19 protein-coding genes are annotated in these 18,111 nt (G+C 70.6%); 9 read left to right on the top strand and 10 right to left on the bottom strand.

The features are described from left to right. Positions 1–486: 486 nt before the first annotated feature. From ACGFZL_RS31990 to ACGFZL_RS31975, 4 genes are all read left to right on the top strand, one after another. Entirely contained in the window at positions 487–945 is a 459-nt protein-coding gene (locus ACGFZL_RS31990; protein ID WP_393697094.1) for a hypothetical protein, read from the top strand. Further along, positions 935–1,243, top strand: coding sequence for a hypothetical protein (locus ACGFZL_RS31985; RefSeq protein ID WP_393697092.1), 309 nt, complete (start codon positions 935–937; stop codon positions 1,241–1,243). The genes ACGFZL_RS31990 and ACGFZL_RS31985 overlap by 11 nt, the downstream gene beginning before the upstream one ends. Positions 1,244–1,606: 363 nt before the next feature. Next, entirely contained in the window at positions 1,607–2,269 is a 663-nt protein-coding gene (locus ACGFZL_RS31980; protein ID WP_393697090.1) for a hypothetical protein, read from the top strand. Positions 2,270–2,349: 80 nt separating this feature from the next. Then, on the top strand, positions 2,350–3,138 hold the full coding sequence (locus tag ACGFZL_RS31975) for a hypothetical protein (protein ID WP_393697088.1): 789 nt from the start codon (positions 2,350–2,352) through the stop codon (positions 3,136–3,138). Positions 3,139–3,295: 157 nt separating this feature from the next. Here ACGFZL_RS31975 and ACGFZL_RS31970 read toward each other — a convergent pair whose 3' ends face one another. The 4 genes from ACGFZL_RS31970 to ACGFZL_RS31955 all read right to left on the bottom strand — a co-directional run bounded on the left by ACGFZL_RS31970 (position 3,296) and on the right by ACGFZL_RS31955 (position 8,754). Beyond that, complete coding sequence (locus ACGFZL_RS31970; RefSeq protein ID WP_393697086.1) at positions 3,296–5,059, bottom strand: thiamine pyrophosphate-dependent enzyme; 1,764 nt, start codon at positions 5,057–5,059, stop codon at positions 3,296–3,298. A gap of 30 nt (positions 5,060–5,089) precedes the next feature. After that, complete coding sequence (locus ACGFZL_RS31965; RefSeq protein WP_393697084.1) at positions 5,090–6,673, bottom strand: FMN-binding glutamate synthase family protein; 1,584 nt, start codon at positions 6,671–6,673, stop codon at positions 5,090–5,092. A 339-nt stretch (positions 6,674–7,012) separates the two neighbouring features. After that, positions 7,013–8,314 carry a PP2C family protein-serine/threonine phosphatase gene (locus ACGFZL_RS31960; protein WP_393697082.1) on the bottom strand — a complete coding sequence of 434 codons (1,302 nt, stop codon included), beginning with the start codon at positions 8,312–8,314 and terminating at the stop codon, positions 7,013–7,015. Positions 8,315–8,376: 62 nt separating this feature from the next. Further along, positions 8,377–8,754, bottom strand: coding sequence for an STAS domain-containing protein (locus tag ACGFZL_RS31955; RefSeq protein ID WP_393697080.1), 378 nt, complete (start codon positions 8,752–8,754; stop codon positions 8,377–8,379). 158 nt (positions 8,755–8,912) lie between these two features. Between ACGFZL_RS31955 and ACGFZL_RS31950 the strand changes: the two genes are divergently transcribed. Further along, complete coding sequence (locus tag ACGFZL_RS31950) at positions 8,913–9,365, top strand: ATP-binding protein (protein ID WP_393697078.1); 453 nt, start codon at positions 8,913–8,915, stop codon at positions 9,363–9,365. Positions 9,366–9,405: 40 nt separating this feature from the next. On the opposite strand, the gene ACGFZL_RS31945 is transcribed toward ACGFZL_RS31950, so the two are convergent. The 6 genes from ACGFZL_RS31945 to ACGFZL_RS31920 form a co-directional block, all read right to left on the bottom strand. Then, complete coding sequence (locus ACGFZL_RS31945) at positions 9,406–9,732, bottom strand: ANTAR domain-containing protein (protein ID WP_393697076.1); 327 nt, start codon at positions 9,730–9,732, stop codon at positions 9,406–9,408. Between the two features lie 163 nt (positions 9,733–9,895). After that, positions 9,896–10,252 carry a hypothetical protein gene (locus ACGFZL_RS31940; protein WP_393697074.1) on the bottom strand — a complete coding sequence of 119 codons (357 nt, stop codon included), beginning with the start codon at positions 10,250–10,252 and terminating at the stop codon, positions 9,896–9,898. 65 nt (positions 10,253–10,317) lie between these two features. Further along, entirely contained in the window at positions 10,318–11,643 is a 1,326-nt protein-coding gene (locus ACGFZL_RS31935) for a PP2C family protein-serine/threonine phosphatase (protein WP_393697072.1), read from the bottom strand. A gap of 1,029 nt (positions 11,644–12,672) precedes the next feature. Continuing rightward, positions 12,673–13,182, bottom strand: a complete 510-nt coding sequence (locus tag ACGFZL_RS31930; protein WP_393697070.1) for a hypothetical protein — start codon at positions 13,180–13,182, stop codon at positions 12,673–12,675. A gap of 356 nt (positions 13,183–13,538) precedes the next feature. Continuing rightward, positions 13,539–13,832: a hypothetical protein gene (locus ACGFZL_RS31925; protein ID WP_393697068.1), complete on the bottom strand. Its 294-nt coding sequence runs from the start codon at positions 13,830–13,832 to the stop codon at positions 13,539–13,541. Positions 13,833–14,225: 393 nt separating this feature from the next. Then, on the bottom strand, positions 14,226–14,732 hold the full coding sequence (locus tag ACGFZL_RS31920; protein ID WP_393697067.1) for a MarR family winged helix-turn-helix transcriptional regulator: 507 nt from the start codon (positions 14,730–14,732) through the stop codon (positions 14,226–14,228). A 135-nt stretch (positions 14,733–14,867) separates the two neighbouring features. Between ACGFZL_RS31920 and ACGFZL_RS31915 the strand changes: the two genes are divergently transcribed. The 4 genes from ACGFZL_RS31915 to ACGFZL_RS31900 form a co-directional block, all read left to right on the top strand. Further along, entirely contained in the window at positions 14,868–15,620 is a 753-nt protein-coding gene (locus ACGFZL_RS31915; RefSeq protein WP_393697065.1) for an SDR family NAD(P)-dependent oxidoreductase, read from the top strand. Between the two features lie 16 nt (positions 15,621–15,636). After that, the gene (locus tag ACGFZL_RS31910) at positions 15,637–16,545 is read left to right on the top strand and encodes an NAD-dependent epimerase/dehydratase family protein (RefSeq protein WP_393697063.1); all 909 of its coding nucleotides are present in this window, start codon (positions 15,637–15,639) and stop codon (positions 16,543–16,545) included. 122 nt (positions 16,546–16,667) lie between these two features. Further along, positions 16,668–17,531: an alpha/beta fold hydrolase gene (locus tag ACGFZL_RS31905; protein WP_393697061.1), complete on the top strand. Its 864-nt coding sequence runs from the start codon at positions 16,668–16,670 to the stop codon at positions 17,529–17,531. 24 nt (positions 17,532–17,555) lie between these two features. Further along, positions 17,556–18,111: DoxX family protein (locus tag ACGFZL_RS31900; RefSeq protein ID WP_393697059.1), on the top strand; the 556-nt coding region annotated here is incomplete at its 3' end.

Raw genomic sequence — 18,111 nt, 5'->3', positions numbered from 1 at the left:
ACAGCACCAAGCCCGGATCAGCCACTACAAACGACGCGGCCACACACCACCAGAAGCCGATAAACCATCACGAAAAAGACCGTTGCAGTACTAGGGGAGGGCAGCAACGCATTTGCGGGACCGGATTGGGTCTACGGCGTGGAGCGCGGCGCTGCCGGCCTCTCCCGCCCTCGGCCCTGGGAAGCGCCCAGGCCGAGGGCGGGAGAGGCCCTGGTGCCTCGCTACAGACGGCGACAGCAGGCGTCCGGTGGGCACGCGCCGGCAGGACATTCCGGTACAGATGACCCCCTGGTCTTTCACGACCACCCCCTGATTTTCAGCCATAAAGACATGCTTGCGGAATGCGCGACTCCATCGACATGTCGATTTGGATGATTTATAACTCAAGTCAAAATCGAGATGAACACTTCCGGTGCGCGCTTATCAAAATACCCGAGGTGGTGAATCATCCTCTCGTCATGTCAGAGCTACGCTAAGGAGCCGAACATGCGAACTTCACTGCGCGCCGTACTGCTTTCCTGTGTCGCAGCGTTCCTTGCCGTGGGGGGCGCAGCTTCGCCCTCGCAGGCGGCAACCAACCCCAATCCGATTTACTGGTCCGTCTACACAACCTTTATCGGGCCCGGCGGTGAAGACGTGCCGCTCCGCAAGGGGCAGAAGGATGCTGGGGGCGTGGACGGCTTCGGCAAGCTGCACATCGAGTCCGGCCACGACGGACAGATCTCGACGTGGACTGACATGAAGCTGGAGATCGACAGGACGTTGGACAGCGGTAAGTGCTCCACGGCGTCCGGCAAGACGACGTGCGATCTGCTCAGCCACACGCTCCACTACTCTCACGCGGGTGGCATGGTGGCTGTGTTCACTGGGCGAGTCGACTCCCGCTCTCATGACGGCCGCCCCGTCGGGATCATCACGGCGTACTATTACGGCTGTGGATGCTGAAAAGGAAGTTCCAGGGCAGTACCAGTCATACATAGTCGAGTTCACGGAGGAAGTTCGACTCCAAATGGAAGAAAACTCCTCCGAGAACTCCCCATCTCTCCTGGATATGGTCTTCTTCGGTGACCTCGATGGAGTGTGGTGTGAGGTTACGGTAAACGCGCTGCGGCTTCATCAGCCGTTGAAGAAGAAGAGCCTCATCGTACCTGCCGGCGGACCGGACAAGGATGCTTGGTTTGCTGCGATGACGTTCACTTCTGCCATCGAGCAGGAGATCGACAGGATCACGCGTCCGGTATAACTGAATTCGACCGGAGGAGTCGCCCTGGCCCGGTAGCCGACTGCGCTCGCCGTGCCGGTGGAGCGGTAGTCCGCCGCGATGCGGGCGCTGAGCCTGCGGGCCCTCCCCGAGCCGGAAGGAGCCGGCCGACGATGCGCCGGCCTCGACCGAGCAGGCCCGCACTGAGCGCCGCCGCCAGGCCGACGCCTCCCACGCCGCCGCCCTGCGCCGGGCCCGGGCGGAGCGCGCGGCGTGGGAGGCCGGGACGGCGGCCGCGGTGACACCGCAGCGGGCCGCGCTGGGCCAGACGGCGTGAGGGCAGCGGCGAGGGCGCCTTCTCGGCCAATGCCCATGGGGAATCGGCCAGGAAGGACGGCTCCGCACATGCCGCCCACCGGCGCGTCCCATGATCTGACCTGGGGACGGAAGCAGCCCCGGGACGGTGAGAAGCAGCGGTATGGGCGTGAGCAACAGCTACCTGTCCGGACGGAGGTCCAGCAGCTGCTGGGCGTCAACTCCTTCGGGCTGTGGCGGCTGGTGAGGAAGTACGACGACTTCCCCCAGCCGACCGAGCCTCCGTACGACCCCATCGCGGTCTTCAGCAGCCGGAAGGAGCCCGAGGAGGTCTGGGACGGTTTCCAGGTCTACCGATGGGCGGCCCACACCCCGGAGTTCACCCACCGCGGCGCCGTGCTGCTGCGCCCGCTCCCCGAGGACGTGGCGCCCGGCCGGTGGGCCGGCTGCAAGGACACGGTGCGCGGCCCGGCGCTGGACTGGCACACCGTTCTGGGCACGATCCGGCTCGTGCACTGCGACGACCGCCGGGTCGCCACCGACGTCGCGACCGAGGTCGCCGGCCGCGGCAACCCGGACGGCGTCGCCGTCGTCTGCGCCCTGTACGGCGACATGAGCTTCCGCGGGCCAGCGCTGGTCGCGGCCGACCCGCGCACCCGGGCATCGAGTACGAGGCCGACTGGGGCGACGTCGCGGCCCTGGCCGGGCAGGACCTGCCCTGGTGGCCCGCCCTGCTGCGCCTGCCGCACCTGATCCGGGCCTGGGAGCCCGGCGCCCCCGCGGTCGTCGCGGAGGCGCCGGCCAACGACAACGAGAAGATCCTGCGCCGCGTCGTGGGCAACGACGCCTTCGACGTCACCTCGCACCTGGCCGCAACCGACATGGCCAACGACATCCGCAACAACCGGATCGACGGCACCCTCCACGACAACGAGATCTTCGGCAAGGAGGGTCGCAGTGAGCGGCGCAACCCGGTCGTCATCGCGGCCGTCCCCGACACCGGCCAGCACCCGCTGCGCTCCGACGGCGACCGCCAGGTCCTCGAGGTCGGCTGGCTGGGGCTCGCCCTGAGCACCCACCCCGACGCCGTCGCGGCGATCGAGGTCGGCGTCGGTCGCCAGCCGGACCTGCTCCCCTTCGGCGCGCTCACCGAGGTGCCGGTCCGGGCCGGCGCGGTCAGCGAGCGGTGGGCCCGGCGGCTCACCATGTGCGACCCGACCGCGGCCCACGTCGTGCTCGCCCAGGGCAAGAGGGCGGAGGCGTTCTTCCTCGACCCGCTCACCGACATGCCCGTCCTGCGCACCGACGACCGCGAGGGCCAGCAGGTCTGGCGGTTCTACGCCCCGCTGTCCTCCCGGCCGAGGCCGCCGAACTGGCCTCGGTCGTCCTGCACACCGTCCGAGCGCCTGTGGTGGGGCGACGGCTGGGGCGACCGTCCCAGCGAGGCCGCCACCGTCATCAACCTGCTTCTGGACGACCTCGGCGCCGTCCCCAACCTGCGCGAGCACTGGAACGCGCCCAAGGGCCTGACCGCGCTGCTCAACGAGGACCACAAGCAGGGCACCGAACTCACCCGCAGCACCCTGCTGCACGCCCGGATGACGCCACCGCGCACCCGTTGAGCCGTTGAGCCGTTGAGCCGTTGAGCAGCGATGGGGGCGGTCCCGCACGGGGCCGCCTGTCCTGTGCCACCGAACATTGAGCGCGCGCCATCGAAGTCTGTGTGACCAGCGCCGTGGGAGCAACTGCACCAGTCCTAGTCGCGGGCCGGCGTGCCCGTCAGTTCTCGGCCGGCTCGCCGTGACTGCGGACGACTTCCTTCATCTTGGCCACGGCGAAGCCCCAGCCCTGTTCGACGGTGGGCTTTGCCGGTACGGCGATCTCCTCGGGGTTGGTGAGGACGTCGAGCAGGACCGGCCCCGGGTCGCGGAAGGCCCGCTGCACGGCGTCCTCCAGTTCGGCGGGATCCGTCACCCGGATGCCGGTGATGCCCATGGACTCGGCCACGGCGGCGAAGTCGGGGTTGTCGAGCACGGTGCCGAACTCTGGGAGTCCGGCTTGCTCCTGCTCCAGTTTCACCATGCCGAGCCGGCGGTTGTCGAAGACGACCAGTTTGACGGGAAGCCGGTAGGTCTTCAGGGTCATGAGGTCGCCCAGGAGCATGCTGAGGCCGCCGTCGCCGCAGAACGCGACCACTTGCCGGTCCCGGTCCAGGCACTGCGCGCCCAGCGCCTGGGGCATCGCGTTGGCCATGGAACCGAGGTTGTAGGAGCCGATCAGCCTCCGCTCGCCGCGCATCTCGACGAACCGCGACAGCCATACCGTCGCCATGCCCGTGTCGGAGGTGAAGACGGCGTCCTCGGCCGCGATGCGGTCGACGGCCGCCGCCAGTGCTTCGGGGCGGATGTCGTGGCCATGGTTGTCCAGGGCGGAGCGGAGGCGGCCCATCAGCCCCTTGTCGTGGGCGGGGTCGGCCAGCCGGGCCTGACCGTTGCGCCAGTCGGTGAAGCGCTCACGCGCCTTGTCGAGGTGCGAGCGGTCACGGGCGCCGTCGGTGCCGGCGGGCACCGGGCCGAGGTGCTCCAGGAGGTCGCGTACGGTGGCGCCGGTGTCGCCCACGAGGCCGATGTCGACGGGTACGCGGCGTCCGATGTGGGTGGCCTCGGTGTCCACCTGGACGACGGAGCGGCCCTCGGGGTACCACTCGCGGTAGGGGAAGTCGGTGCCGAGCAGCAGCAGGGTGTCGGCGTCCTGGAGGGCCGAGGCAGCCGCCGGGTTGCCGATCAGTCCGGTCTGGCCGACCTGGAAGGGATTGGTGTCGCCCTCGAAACCGGCCTTGGCCTTGAGGGTGAGCACCATGGGTGCGGCCAGCCGGTCGGCGAGGGCGAGCACGTCCTCCCGGGCGGCGCGGGCGCCTTCCCCGACGAGCAGGGTGATCCGTTCGGATCCGGTGAGGAGCTCGGCGGCGCGCCGGACGGCCGCCTCCTGGGGGCGGCTGACCCCGGTGTTGAGGGAGAGGCGGGTGGGCCGGTCGGCGGTGAGTTCCTTCTCGCCGATGTCTCCGGGGACGGTGAGGACGGCGACGCCCTTGCGTCCCAGCGCGGTGCGCACTGCCGTCTCCAGCATCTGCGGGAGCTGGTCGGGAGAGGTGACGGTCGCCCGGAAGACAGCCACGTCGCTGAAGAGGGCGTCGTTGTCGACCTCTTGGAAGTAGTCGCTGCTCATCTCGGCGAGCGGCACCTGGCCGGCGATGGCCAGGACGGGGGCGTGGCTCTTGGCCGCGTCATAGAGCCCGTTGAGCAGATGGACGGAGCCGGGGCCGACGGTGCCCATGCAGACGCCGAGGGTGCCGGTGAGCTGTGACTGGGCGCTCGCGGCGAAGGCCGCCGCCTCCTCATGCCGGCAGCCCACCCAGTCGACTGCCTCGGTGGTGCGGATGGCGTCGGTCAGCGGGTTGAGCGCGTCTCCCACGACGCCGAAGACGTGGCGCACGCCGAGCTCGTCCAGCGCGTCCACGATGACGCGGGCAACAGTACGGGCCACTTGAACTTCCTCCAGGTCACACGGGCGGGGTCAGACGGTGAAGCGGTCGGGGTCGGCCAACGTCCAGTCGGCCGCCCACGAGGCGGGCGGTTCGGCGAGCAGCTGCCCCGGCCGGAGCCACTCGTAGAGTTCTTCGTAGGAGCGTTCGCTGACCGGGTCGACGCGTCGGCGGAGCATGTGCGGGCGCAGTTGTGCGGGGTCGGTGACGCCCATGGAGGCCATGATCTGCAACGCGCTGGCCACGGTCGCCTCCTGCAGGCGCTGGACGCGCAGCGTCTTGTCGCCGACGTCGATCGCGCGGGCCCGGCGGGGATCCTGGGTGGTGACGCCGGTGGGGCAGGTGTTGGTGTGACAGCGCTGGGCCTGGATGCAGCCGACGGCGAACATCATCGCCCGTGCGGCGTTGCCGTAGTCGGCGCCCTGCACCATGCGCTTGACCAGGTCGCTGCCGGTGGCGATCTTCCCGCTCGCCCCGATCCTGACGCGCTCGCGCAGGCCCGTTCCGACGAGGGCGTTGTGCACGGTGATCAGGCCCTCGGTCAGCGGGGCACCGAGGTGATCGGCGAACTCCAGCGGTGCCGCGCCCGTTCCGCCCTCGGCCCCGTCCACCACGATGAAGTCGGGGGTGGTGCCCTCCTCCAGCATGGCCTTGCACACGGCGAGGAACTGCCGGCGTGAGCCGACGCACAGCTTGATCCCGGCGGGCTTGCCCCCGGACAGGTCCCGCATCCGGGCGACGAAACGGACCAGTTCCCTCGGGGTCGAGAAGACCCGGTGGTACGGCGGGGAGATGACCGTCTCCCCTTCGGGCACGCCCCGGACCCGGGCGATCTCGGCGTTGACCTTGGCACCCGGCAGCACACCGCCGATGCCGGGCTTCGCCCCTTGCGACAGCTTCAGGGACACGCACTTGACGTGGTCGTGGGCGGCCTTGTCGGCGAACTCGGCCGCGTCGAAGTCCCCCTTGCGGGTCCGGCAGCCGAAGTACCCGGTGCCTATCTCCCAGACGAGGTCGCCGCCCGGGCGCAGGTGGTGCTCGGAGAGGCCGCCCTCGCCGGTGTCCTGGGCGAAGCCGCCGGCCGCGGCGCCCCCGTTGAGTGCGAGGACGGCGTTGGCCGACAGGGAGCCGAAGCTCATCGCGGAGACGTTGAGCAGCGCCATGTCGTAGGGGCGGTCGCAGTCGGGGCCCCCGATCCGCACGCGAGAAGGCGTCTCGGGCACCGCACAGGGCGCCATGGAGGGCACGAGGAACTCGTGGCCGGGCCGGTACACGTCCCGTTCGGTGCCGTAGGGCTCCTCCGCGTCGGTGCCCTTCGCGCGCTCGTAGACGATGCTGCGCACATCCCGGTCGAAGGGGCGGCCGTCGTAGTTCCGCTCGATGAAGTACTGCTGGAGTTCCGGACGTATCCGTTCCAGGAGGAAACGGGCGTGCCCGAGGACGGGATAGTTGCGCAGCACCGAGTGCCGGCGCTGCAGCAGGTCCCACGTGCCCAGCAGGCCCAGGAGCGCGAGCGGGACGGCGGCGAGCCACCACAGGGCCGAGGCTTCCACCCCGGCCACGGCGGACGTGACTGCGGCACAGAGGATCAGGACGACGACCACCACACGTATCACGCGCTGCGCCTTGCCCAGTGGTAAGTCGTCATGCCTCCCACCTGCGCAAAGAACTCCCCATCCCTCGAACAGGGACCGTGGGGCCGTGGTCGTCGGCGGGCGGGCTCGTACGGTGGGCACGCCCCGTAGGCCGGGGACACATCAGCGGGGAATCCGGCATGATCGCGCATCGAGTGGCGCCGTGTGGCAGTCGGGGCAGGGGCAGGGCACTACGGGTTGCCCTCGACCGAGGGACGGCACGGCGGCCCGCGCTGGCTGGCCTTCGTCCGCGGGGAGCGGCGGGGGCTGATCACGCTGATGTCTCCGGCGCGATGGGCAAGGGCTGCTTCTGCGTGCGGGCTAGCGACGTGCGGGCATGCGGGCGGCGAGGAGGGCGACGTCGTCGGTGTGATCAGTGGCCAGGCCGGTGAGGAGTTCGTCGCAGAAGGTGTCGAGGGGTTCGCGGGCGAGGGCGGCGGCGTGCTGGCGCAGCCGGGTGAAGCCGGCGTCGAGTGCTTCGCCGCGGCGTTCGACCAGGCCGTCGGTGTAGAGGAGGAGGGTGGAGCGGGCGGGCAGGCGCATGGTGCCGTCCGTGCGCGGCCGGCTGGGGTCGACGCCCAGGAGCATGCCGCGTCCCTGGTCGAGGTACTGCGTGTCGCCCTCGTGGGTGATCAGCAGGGGCGCCGGGTGGCCGGCGCTGGCGTACTCCAGCTTCCAGGTCCCGTCGGCGTCCGGTTCGAGGACGCTGTAGATGCAGGTGGCGGTGGTGTGCGGGTAGAGGGTGTGGTGCGCGAGGTCCAGGCGCTGGAGGATCTTGCCGGGGGGTTCCTGGCGGTCGCAGCCGATGCCGCGGAGCATGTTGCGCAGCTGGCTCATGGTGACCGCGGCGCGCAGGTCGTGGCCGGTGACGTCGCCGATGATCATGGCGGTCGGGCCGGAGGGCAGGGGGAAGCTGTCGTACCAGTCGCCGCCGACCTCGGCGGTGGCGGCGGCGGGCGTGTAGCGGGCGGACAGCTGGGGGTCGCCGGTCTGAGGGAGGGTGGGCAGCAGGGAGCGCTGGAGGCGTTCGGCGATGTGCTGGGTCTCGCGGTGCAGGCGGGCGTTGTCCACGGCCAGGGCGATGCGGTGGGCGAGGTCGTCCACGAGGTCGAGGTCGTCGTCACCGAGCGCGGGGCGGTCGGTGCTGCGGGCGACGGTCAGGGCGCCCAGGACCTGCCGCCGGGCCCGCAGGGGGGCCACGATGGCGGTGCCGGCTCCGCCGAGCTGGTCGAACAGCTCCGCCTGCCGGGCCTGCAACGCCTCGGAGGTCTCTTTGGACGCGGTCAGGTCGGCGCCGGACACGAGAAGGGGGCCGGTGCCGCCGAGCACGCGGGTCAGGGGTCCGCTGGGCGCGTCGGGCAGGGCCGGCAGCATGCCGGTCAGCCCGCCGAGCGGGAGCCGGGACGGGTCGCGGTGCTGGACGCAGACGCGGGTCGCGCGGCCGGAGGCTTCGACGAGGTCCACCGCGCACCAGTCGGCGAGCTGCGGCACCAGGATCCGGCACACCCGGTGCAGGCCCTCCTGCGAGTCCAGGGTGCTGGACAGGGCGGTTGTGGCCTCGGCCAGCAGGGTCAGCCGGTCCAGGGCCCGCTGCACGGCTTCGTCCACCTCGAAATCGTCCATCGTCTTCGTCTTCCCGATGCCGTGGAGGTGATTCGGTAGCCGCCGGTTCGCCGCCCGGGCCGTCAGCGGGTGAGGGCCTGCTCCAGGTCGGGGTGGCAGTCGATGACGGTGTCCAGGCCGACCAGGCGCAGGGTGCGCCGCACGGAGTCGGTCGGGGCGGCCAGCCGCAGCCAGCCACCGGCCGCGGTGAGGGCGTTGTAGGCGCGCAGGAAGAGGTTGATGCCGCTGGAGTCCATGAAGGTGACCTGGTGCAGGTCCAGCACGACGCGTGCCGGGGCGTCGCCGGGAGCGTCGAGGGCTCGCTGGAGGGCTACGCCGCTCTGGTAGTCGATCTCGCCCGCCACGGTCAGCACGCGGATGCCGTCGGTGGTTGTGGAGACGACGGACAAGGGGCTGGGGGCCCCGTTGTCTGCGCTGTCCGTCATCGCTTCCTCGGTCATGTGGGTGATACTGGCACACCGGCGGCCCGGCACCGCGCCACCGGGCACGCCCGGGGATGACGTTCGATGGTGGGGCGAGCGGGAACAAGGTGTTCGCACGGCCTTCGGGTGCAAGCGAGCTGCGATCAGGCGGCAGAGGAGCTTCATGGGTACACACCATGGGTGAGGGCACGGCCATGTCCGGCGAAGACACTCTCCGAACGACGTTCTCCCTGAATGACGGTGGGGCGTCCATCGCCGAGGCCCGGCATGCCGCGGTCCACTTCCTCACGCGCGTGAACACCGCCCACCGGCTGGGCGTCTCGCAGCGCGTCGTGGACCTGCTCCAGCTGGTGGTCAGCGAACTGGTCACCAACTCCCGCAAGTACGCCCCGGGACCCGCGCGGATGGATCTTCGGATCGACGGCGAGGAGATAGAGGTCGCGGTCTGGGACTCCGCTCCCGCACTGCCCGTGGCCAAGGCCCCGGACGCGGCGCGGATCGGGCAGCACGGCCTGGAGATCGTGAAGGCGGTGACGAGAAGCGTGCACGTGCAGCGCACCGAACCCGTCGGCAAACGCGTCATCGCACGCCTCGCCCTCCAGGACGAGCCGTCTCGCACCAGGGTGTAGCCGGCGCTCCGGCCGCCGGGCGCGGCACCTGGCCGGCCGATCAGGCGGTCGCGGTGTGGCGGGCGAGAGCGGCACGCAACGCGCCCAGCATGACATCGGGCAGTACCGCGCCCTGCGCGTGCTTGAGGACGTGGTCGGCGACCACGGACAGCTTGACGTTGACGCGCTGCGACGTCTCCCGCAGCACCGCGAAGCCGTCGTCGGGAGAGATCCGTCCCAGGGCTACCAGGACCCCGATGGCCTGGTCCACCAGGGCATGCGAGGCCAGAGCCCGCCGCAGCTGCCCGTTCTCCGCGCGCAGCGCCTCTACCTCGGCGGCCGGCTGCTGCACGGACGTGGCCGGTGCCCGGCCGGGTTGGTCAGGCACGTAGGTACCGCAGGCTGCTGTCGGCGTGGTTCATTCCTATCGTCTGCCCCCCAAGCGGTACGGCACCCCCGCGTGCCGGCGTCCACCTGCGGCGGCGAGCGGATGGCGTCGGCCCTGACGACTGCGGGGTGCGGGGTGCGGGCCGCTTTCAGGGCGGCGGTGGTCAGCCCAGTCGTGCGAGGGCCGCGACGATGGTGGGTTGGATGTCGAAGAAGCCGCGGGTGCCGGTGACATCGAGGCGGCGTTCCAGGGACGCGCACAGGGGACCGACGATGACCAGCCGGTGGCCGGTGCGCGCCCCGAGCAGCGCGTTCAGGAAGGGCGCGTCGCAGTACTCCAGGTCGGCGACGTCGACGATGAGGTCGCGGCCGGCGTCGACGTGTGCGAAGGCGGCGTCCAGCCGTTCCGTGCCGCCGTGGAAGAAGGCTGCTTCACCGCTCAGGAACATCAGGTGGGCCGGCGGATCATCGAGGACGGTGTGCGTGACGCCGAGGTCGCACCCTGCCTCGTGAAGGGCCATGCCGTCCTCCTTGCCCGTGCCTGGCAGCATGGTACGGGCCGCGTGGCGGTGGCAGAGCACAGTGGTCAGGCGGTGGGGGGCACGCGCAGGGCGAGCAGGGCGGTGTCGTCGCTGCTCCATCCGTCGTGGCGCTCGTCCAGGGCGCCGAGCACGGCCTCGATCGTGGCGGTGGCGCCCAGGCCGGCGGTGGCGGCCAGCGTCCGGGCCAGATCCGTGTCGTCGAAGACGGGTCGCGGATCCACGGTGCCCCAGCGGGGCCGGGCCTCGCAGGCGCCGTCGGTGTACAGCAGGAGCAGGTCGCCGGGCGCCAGCCGGAAGCGGACGTCGGTGAGCTGCACGTTAGGGAAGACACCCAGAAGCGTGCCGGGGCGCCCCAGGCGCTGGATCCGGCCGTCCGCGCGGCGCACGAGGGCGTGCGGATGGCCGGCCAGGCACAGGCGTCCAGCCAGCCCCTTGGGGGTGAGGCGGAAGGCGGTGTAGACGGCCGTCAGGTAGCGCGGGGCCTTCTGGGTGAGCATCTGCGTGTTGAGGCGGGCCAGCAGCTGGGCGGGCGAGGAGTGCTCGCCGGCGTCGGCGCGGACGGTGTAGCGGGCCAGGGCGGTGACCTGGGCGGCGGTGACGCCCTTGCCGCACACGTCGCCCAGCACGGCGGCGTACTGGCGGCCGCGGGTGTGGAAGAGGTCGTAGAAGTCGCCGCCGACCTGGACGTCGTGTGCGCTGCTGGCAGAGGCAGGCCGGTAGGCGGCGGCGCTCTCCAACCCCGGCACCTGGCGCAGGGCGGGGGGCAGGAAGCCCTGCTGGAGGGAGTGGGCGAGGTCGGCGGAGAGCCGGTGGGAGGCGCGGGCCTCGGCCAGGCTCTGGCGCAGGTGTATCTCGGCGGAGACCGCGCGGGCCAGCGTCTGCAACGTCGACAGGTCCGCCACGGACCAGGTCCGAGGCGCCTCGTCGATGACGCAGAAGCTGCCCAGCACCTCACCGCCCGGCGCCCGCAGCGGGAAACCGGCCCAGGCCCCTATCCGCATCGGCCCCACCGACGGATGATCACGGGTGCGCCGGTCCCGGGCCGCGTCCTCCACGATGAACGGCGCCTCCGTGCCGACCAGAAAGTAGCAGAAGCTCTCCGCGACCTTGTTCTGCCGGTCCACGATCGCCGGGGCGTCCACACCCACGCACGCCTTCCAGAACGAGCGCCGCTCATCCACCAGCGTGACGAACGCCCGCCCGGTACCGGTGACCTGCGCGGCCAGCGCGGCAAGGTCCTCGAAGACCTCCTCCGGGCCGGTGTCCAGCAGCCCCGTCGCCACGACCGCCGCCAGCCGAGCCGGATCCGTCAGAGCCACCGGCAGCCCGTCGCCACGCGTCCCCGCCGGAAAGTCCAGCAGACCAGACAACTCGCTTCTCCTTCACACCTGCACCTGCACCTGCACCTGCACCTGCACGAGGACAGCACCTTCTGGCACACGGCCTTATACCCCAACGGTCAATGAGCGGACACCGCGCACTCCGGTCGGCCTCCGAGCCAGCGCGCGCTGCGGGCAAGCCGAGGCCACAAGACCAGGAAGACAGGCCCTGTCGGGATCGAAACCATCCGACAGCGTCGGCGACCGCTCAGCCTGCTACCGAAGGGCGAACAAACACGGTCCACGCTCGCCACCGCGCGACAGCGTGCCGTTCACACGCCCGGACACACAGCAGCACCGCCCCCCTCACCGAAACGGGTGAGTTCCCATGCCCTCATGAACAGGACGGTGCAGAGGCTTCGAGAGCGTTCGTAGAGCGGGCAGAGCAGCCAGGCCAGGTGCACCTTGCGCAAGGAGCGCCGCAGCGCCGCCCGGAGATGCCGTGCACGTCCTCATGAGCCGGAGTCCCCCTTCGGGAGTAGAGCCCGAAGACGTCACAGCCCACGTGTGCGAAAGGGCCGGCCGACGACGGAGGGGCCCAGCCCGCCCCGGATCGGGGCGACAGCCAGGTCCCATGCCAGGCCCCCTATGGCCTAAGGGAAGGCAGGCTCGTGTCTCCCTGATCGTTGCACGCCACCAGCCCAGTCACCAGAGCCACAGACGTGAGATTGCGGACACCTGTCCTTCGTCAGCCAATCGATGAATGCCTCACCGGCCTCGCCACCGACCACCCCGACGACGTCGTCCTCCTCACCGCCCGCCTGCCGCCAAGGCCGGATCGGGCCCGGCAGATCACGGAGAGGCGAGCTACGAGGGCGGCGTCACGTTGCACCAGATCAAGTGCCGCCGGGTCTGCGAGCGCGCCTGGCCGCACATGGCGCCTGCGTACCGGCAGGCTGGCCCCCGCGCCCGCCACGAGGCTAGGGCTTGCGGGGACCTTGACGCGCAGCCGGGTGAGGTGCCCGGGACCGCTGAGTGCCTGAGGAAGCCGCAGTCCCGGGGCGGTGGTCTCAGAGGGTGTTACTGGTTGCGCTCGGGTGTCTTGACCGGGACGCAGGCGAAGTTGCTGGTGTCGACGCTGGATTCCTTGGTCGGTCCGCACAGCTCGAAGCTGGTTGCTTTCTCGGTATCCGACACCGCGAAGCCGACCACGCCGAGCATGGTGCTGCCCTGGTCGACCTTGGTGCCCATGACGGAACTGTCCTGCCAGGCGTAGCCGCGCCACTGGCCGCCGGCGGCCTGCTGGACCTCCTGGAGGTCGGCGAGCTGGGACTTGGGGTAGGCGTCGCGGAAGCAGTATTCGCTGCCGGGTTCGAGTCCGCAGATCGGGTCGGTCGGCTTGTACTTCAACCGCAGGTAGCCGAGCTTGACGTTGTCCACCCCGCGGTCGGCGAGTTCACCGGTGACGGCGACGTAGACGGCGAAGAAGTGCTTACCGGCGTCGGCGGACACCCCGGCCAGCTCCGGACTCCATGCGGTGTCGACGGGCTTGACCCGCACGCCCAGGTTCAGTCCGGGCTCGGTGGTCACGAAGTCCTTGCCAGGGAAGTCACCGTACTTCGCGTACGTGGGTGCCGACCGGCTCGCACTCGGTGCGGGACCGGACGCGGAGGCGCCGTCCGCGGGCGGCGTCTTCCCCTCGTCCTCACCACCGGAACAGCCGGCACCCCCCAGCATCAGCGCACCGGCGGCCAACACCGCACAGATCCGTCTGGACACGTCACACACTCCCCGAAGTCGTCGTGGTCACCGTAGGGGACGCAGGGAGTCCGCCGGCGGTTCGCCGTTGCGCCGCCAACCGGATCGGCCGACGGGCCGGACGCCAGGCGGACCGGTCGGAGACGGGATCTGAATCCCATGTGGAGTAATCACTAAGTAGTAGCTACTTACTCAAGGCGCGCGAGCTCCTCGGGGCTGGGCACGTACGGGGTGCCGCTGAAGTCGACGGTGATCGTGTGCCGCAGGACGACGTCGTCGTCTGCGTCGTAGAAGATCTGCTCGATCTCCAGGCAGGCCCGTTCGGTGGAGATCCCGAAGTCGCGGGCCTCCTGGTCGTTCACCTGCCGGGCCCGGGTGCCGGTGACCATCCGCACCGTCCCGGCCGGCGCACCCGGTGGCGGCTCGACAGCACCCGGCCGCGCCCAGGTCGACCACGTCTGTGCCTCACTCTGGTCCGCCATGGTCGCCACCGTAGCGAGCACGCCCGGCCGCCGGGGCGATCTCTCGGCAACTCGGCCCGCCACCTATATGCCTCACATGGTGGTTCCGCAGGTGGAGGCGGTGCGCGATGGGGCTGTCAGGTGTGAGCCAGAGCCTGCGACTGTCCTTTGACATGCAACTCAGGCGCTTGACAGCGAACCCAGCCGCTTCAGATGGCGAGTTGGGGGGCGCTGCGGCTGCTGGCCGGCAGCTCTGGGAGACGGAGAGGGTGTTCGCCGCAGGGGCGACTGACGGGTGGAGTGCCCAGCTTCAGCCGAGGCAGCATGGTCAGCTGCAAGGGGTCCGGCGTGGCTCTCCGCCGATGGGCCGACTCCGGGACCGATCGTCAACTGTCCGTCGGGTGAGGGGCGTGTTCAGCATTCCGCATCGTCGGGCGCGAAGACGTCGCGTTGGGCGGTGTGTGCGACGCGCGCGAGCAGTGTCCGCAGTTGCTCTGTATCTGTGGGGTCGAGGTCGGTGAGCAGGCGTGCTTCGGCGGCGCCGAGGCTCTCCCGTACCTGCGCGAGCCGGGTGCGTCCGGTGTCGGTGATAAGGACTTGACGGGCGCGCCGGTCGCGTGGGTCCGGCTTGCGGGTGACCAGGTGGTGGGCTTCGAGGTCGTCGAGGAGGTAGGTCATCACGGTGCGGTCGAGACTCACCTCTTTGGCCAGGGCGAGCTGTGAGGGCGGTTCGCTGCCGCCGGCCAGTGCCATCAGGACCAGGTAGCCGCGGGCTCCGCCGGGCAGGTCCGCGACGGAGTCGGTGGCGACGCGGCGGAACGCCGCGGAGACCATGCGGATCGCCCAGCCCAGATCGGTGTCCAGCGTCAGGGATTCCCCCTCGGCGCGGGGCTTCTTGTTCTCGGACCGGGATGCGCTCATCCGCACACCGTACTACATGCGCTCAGAAACAGATGTTCTTGCAGACAGAACATCTGCGGTGCATAGTGGATTGCGGAAGGGTGCCGGACGGGATCCGTACCGCGCGCCGAGAGCACGCCAGCAAGGAAGATCACCATGAGCACCAGCACCGCTTTGCAGGGCCGTACCGCACTGGTCACCGGAGCCACGTCAGGTATCGGCAGGGCCATCGCGCAGAACCTTGCCGCCCAGGGCGCGCACGTCGTCCTGCACGGCCGCGATCAGGGTCGTGGTGAGGCCCTGGTCAAGGAGATCGAGACCGAGGGCGGCAGCGCCCGTTTCATCGCCGCCGACCTCACGGACGCCGACGACACACTGCGCCTGGCTGCCGAGGCCGGAGCGGTGGACATCCTGGTCAACAGCGCGGGCCTGTACGAGTTCGCCCCGACGGCCGCGAGTGATGCCGCGAGCTTCGACCGGCAGGTCGCGGTCAACACCCGCGCCCCGTTCCTGCTGGTCGGCGCGCTGGCACCGGGCATGGCCGAGCGCGGCCGGGGCTCGATCGTGATCGTCGGCTCCAGCGCGGCCCGTATGCCCGCCCCCATCGGCGCCGCCTACGGCGCCTCCAAGGCCGGCGCGGAGATCCTCACCCGCTACTGGGCGACCGAGTTCGGCCCCTCCGGCGTACGCGTCAACACCGTCTCGCCCGGCCCCGTGCACACCGAGGGCACCAAGGCCATGCTCGGCGAGCACACCGCGATGCTGGACAAGACCAACGCGCGTGGCCGCGCCGGAGATCCCCGCGAGATCGCCGACATCGTCTCGTTCCTGGTCAGCGAGGCCAGCTCCTACGTCAACGGCGCCGTCCTGTTCGCCGACGGCGGCGAACTCAGCGCCCTGCCCTCCTGAGATAAGGAGCCTCGCCGTGAACGTCTTCATCATCGGCGCCACCGGCTTCGTCGGCGGCGCCCTGGCCCGGCACCTGTCTGCCGAAGGCCACACGGTCACCGGCCTGGCCCGCACCCAGAGCGCTGCCGCCGCCCTCGACTCACAGGGTGTCACCCCCGTCGCAGGCGATCTGGAGGAGCGCCGCTCCGGCATCATCGAAGCGGCCGTGGCTGCCGACGCGGTCATCTATGCCGCCCAGGCCGGACCGGAGCAGGAGACCGCAACGGTCCAGGACCTCACCCGAGCCCTGAGCGGCACGGACAAGGCACTGCTCTTCCTGTCCGGCAGCGGAGTGCTGCTCCAGCGCACCGCGGGCGCCTGGAGCCCGGATGTCTTCGCCGAGGACGACCCGTTCACGCCCGAACCCCTGGCCGCCTACCGCAAGGCCGCCGAGGACACCGTCCTGGCCGCCGCCGGGAACGGGCTGCGCGCCATGGTCATCCGGCCCGGTCTGATCCGGGGGCCCGGCGATCACGGCCATGTGCCGATGATCTACCGGTCGGTGGCCGCGACCGGGGCAGCCTGCTACATCGGGGAAGGGCTGAACACCTACAGTCACGTCCACCTCGATGACGTGACCCGCCTGTTCTCCCTCGCCCTGGAAAAGGGGCGGCCCGGCGGGCTGTATCACGCGGTGGCCGGAGAGGTTCCCAACCGCTGGATCGCCGAACGTGCCGCCGCCGACCTTGGCGTCGAGGCGCGCAGCCTCCCGCCCGAGGAGGCCACCGGCGTGTGGGGTGAATCCGGCGCGCTCATCCTGGCCGCCTCCAGTCGCATCCGCGCCGTCCGCGCACAAGAGGACGTGGGCTGGCAGCCCCGGCACACCGACATGCTCACCATGATCGGCGAGGAACGCCTGCGCAGGCTTGCCGCCCGCGCAGCGTGACCACGACGTCGCCTCCGCTGCACGTCACTCACATGGGCGGGCTCTCCGCCTCGAAGTGCTGCGATGCGGCCTTCCCTCCCGGCACCTGCTGATCCTTCATCCTCGACGAAAGGACTCCTGCCATGAGCACTGCCGACTGGCTTCCCGACGGCTTCTCCGTGCAGCAGATCGACACCAACCACACCCGCCTGTCGGTCGCGGTCGGCGGCAGCGGCCCGGTCCTGGTCCTGGTCCTGCTCCACGGCTGGCCCCAGACCTCACGCGCCTGGGCCCGCGTCATGCCGGACCTCGCCCAGCACCACACCGTCGTCGCCCCCGACCTGCGCGGCACCGGCGACAGCGACCGGCCCGAGGGCGGCTACGCCAAGACCAACCAGGTCGACGACATACGCGGCATCCTCACCGCTCTGAACCTGACCCGCCCCGTGGCCGTGGCCGGCCACGACATCGGCTCCATGATCGCCTTCGCCTGGGCCGCCGCCCACCCCGAGGACATCTCCCACCTGATCCTCATCGACGCCCTCCTGCCCGGCCTCGGCCTGGAAGAGGCCATGAACGTCGCCGAGGGCGGCATGTGGCACTTCGGCTTCTTCATGACCCCGCACATTCCCGAAATGCTCTTCGACGGCCACGAACTGGAGTTCTTCACCGCCACGTTCACCGCCATGTCCAACCCCGGCACCTTCAGCGACCACGACCTCGCCACCTACGCCCGGGCGTACACCGGGCGCGAGCGGCTGCGCGGCGGCTTCGAGCACTACCGCACCCTCCTGGACGACGGCCGGGAGAACCGCGCTCTGCTCGCCCAGCGGAAACTGCCCATGCCCGTCCTCGCCATCGGCTCCACCCGGTCCGGCACCGCCACCGCCCACGCCCTGGCCCCCCAAGCCGACAACGTCCGGGGCGCGGTCGCACCGACCGGGCACTTCGTCGCCGAAGAAGACCCCGACTGGTTCACCGAGTCGGTAACCGCATTCCTCGCCTGACCTCCGCCCGCGCGGGTGACCCCCGTGCACGATCCCTCTAACTGGTGGGAACTCATGGATATTGCCCTGTGGATCATCGCCGCACTTCTCGCCGCGGCCTTCCTCTTCTCCGGCCTGTTCAAACTGGCGCTCTCGCACGAGAGGTACACCGCCGCCCAGGACTGGGCCCAGGACGCACCGCGCTGGGCCCCCAAGGCCATCGGTACGCTGGAGGTCCTCGGCGCGATCGGCGTGGTCCTGCCCGCCATGGTCAGCATCGCGCCGGTCCTGGTCCCGCTCGCCGCAACCGGCCTGGCGCTGGTGATGGCCGCCGCCGTGACGATGCACCTGCGGCGCGGGGAGCTCCCGGCCCTGGCACCCAGCACAGTGCTGCTGATCCTCGCCGCGATCGTGGCGTACGGGCGATTCGGGCCATACGCCTTCTGGGGGGGGGGGGGGGGGGGGGGGGGGGGGGGGGGGGGGGGGGCGGGGGGGGCGGGGGGGGGGGGGGCGGGCGCGCGTTCTGACGTCGTCATGGCGGGTTCCTTAAAAAGGGGGGGTCTCGTCGCACGGGAAGGGGCCGTCCGCGGCCGGGCCCTTG

The organism is Streptomyces sp. NPDC048182 (assembly GCF_043202555.1).
Lineage (GTDB): Bacteria > Actinomycetota > Actinomycetes > Streptomycetales > Streptomycetaceae > Streptomyces.
This window is presented reverse-complemented; position numbering and strand designations above follow the sequence as displayed.

Coding starts and splice junctions, on each gene's coding strand:
- ACGFZL_RS31955 (WP_393697080.1), bottom strand. CDS start 8,754: ATGACCGAGGAAGCGATGACGGACAGCGCAGACAACGGGGCCCCCAGC.
- ACGFZL_RS31940 (WP_393697074.1), bottom strand. CDS start 10,252: ATGGCCCTTCACGAGGCAGGGTGCGACCTCGGCGTCACGCACACCGTC.
- ACGFZL_RS31905 (WP_393697061.1), top strand. CDS start 16,668: ATGAGCACTGCCGACTGGCTTCCCGACGGCTTCTCCGTGCAGCAGATC.
- ACGFZL_RS31915 (WP_393697065.1), top strand. CDS start 14,868: ATGAGCACCAGCACCGCTTTGCAGGGCCGTACCGCACTGGTCACCGGA.
- ACGFZL_RS31990 (WP_393697094.1), top strand. CDS start 487: ATGCGAACTTCACTGCGCGCCGTACTGCTTTCCTGTGTCGCAGCGTTC.
- ACGFZL_RS31980 (WP_393697090.1), top strand. CDS start 1,607: ATGCCGCCCACCGGCGCGTCCCATGATCTGACCTGGGGACGGAAGCAG.
- ACGFZL_RS31960 (WP_393697082.1), bottom strand. CDS start 8,314: ATGGACGATTTCGAGGTGGACGAAGCCGTGCAGCGGGCCCTGGACCGG.
- ACGFZL_RS31920 (WP_393697067.1), bottom strand. CDS start 14,732: ATGAGCGCATCCCGGTCCGAGAACAAGAAGCCCCGCGCCGAGGGGGAA.
- ACGFZL_RS31950 (WP_393697078.1), top strand. CDS start 8,913: ATGGGTGAGGGCACGGCCATGTCCGGCGAAGACACTCTCCGAACGACG.
- ACGFZL_RS31925 (WP_393697068.1), bottom strand. CDS start 13,832: ATGGCGGACCAGAGTGAGGCACAGACGTGGTCGACCTGGGCGCGGCCG.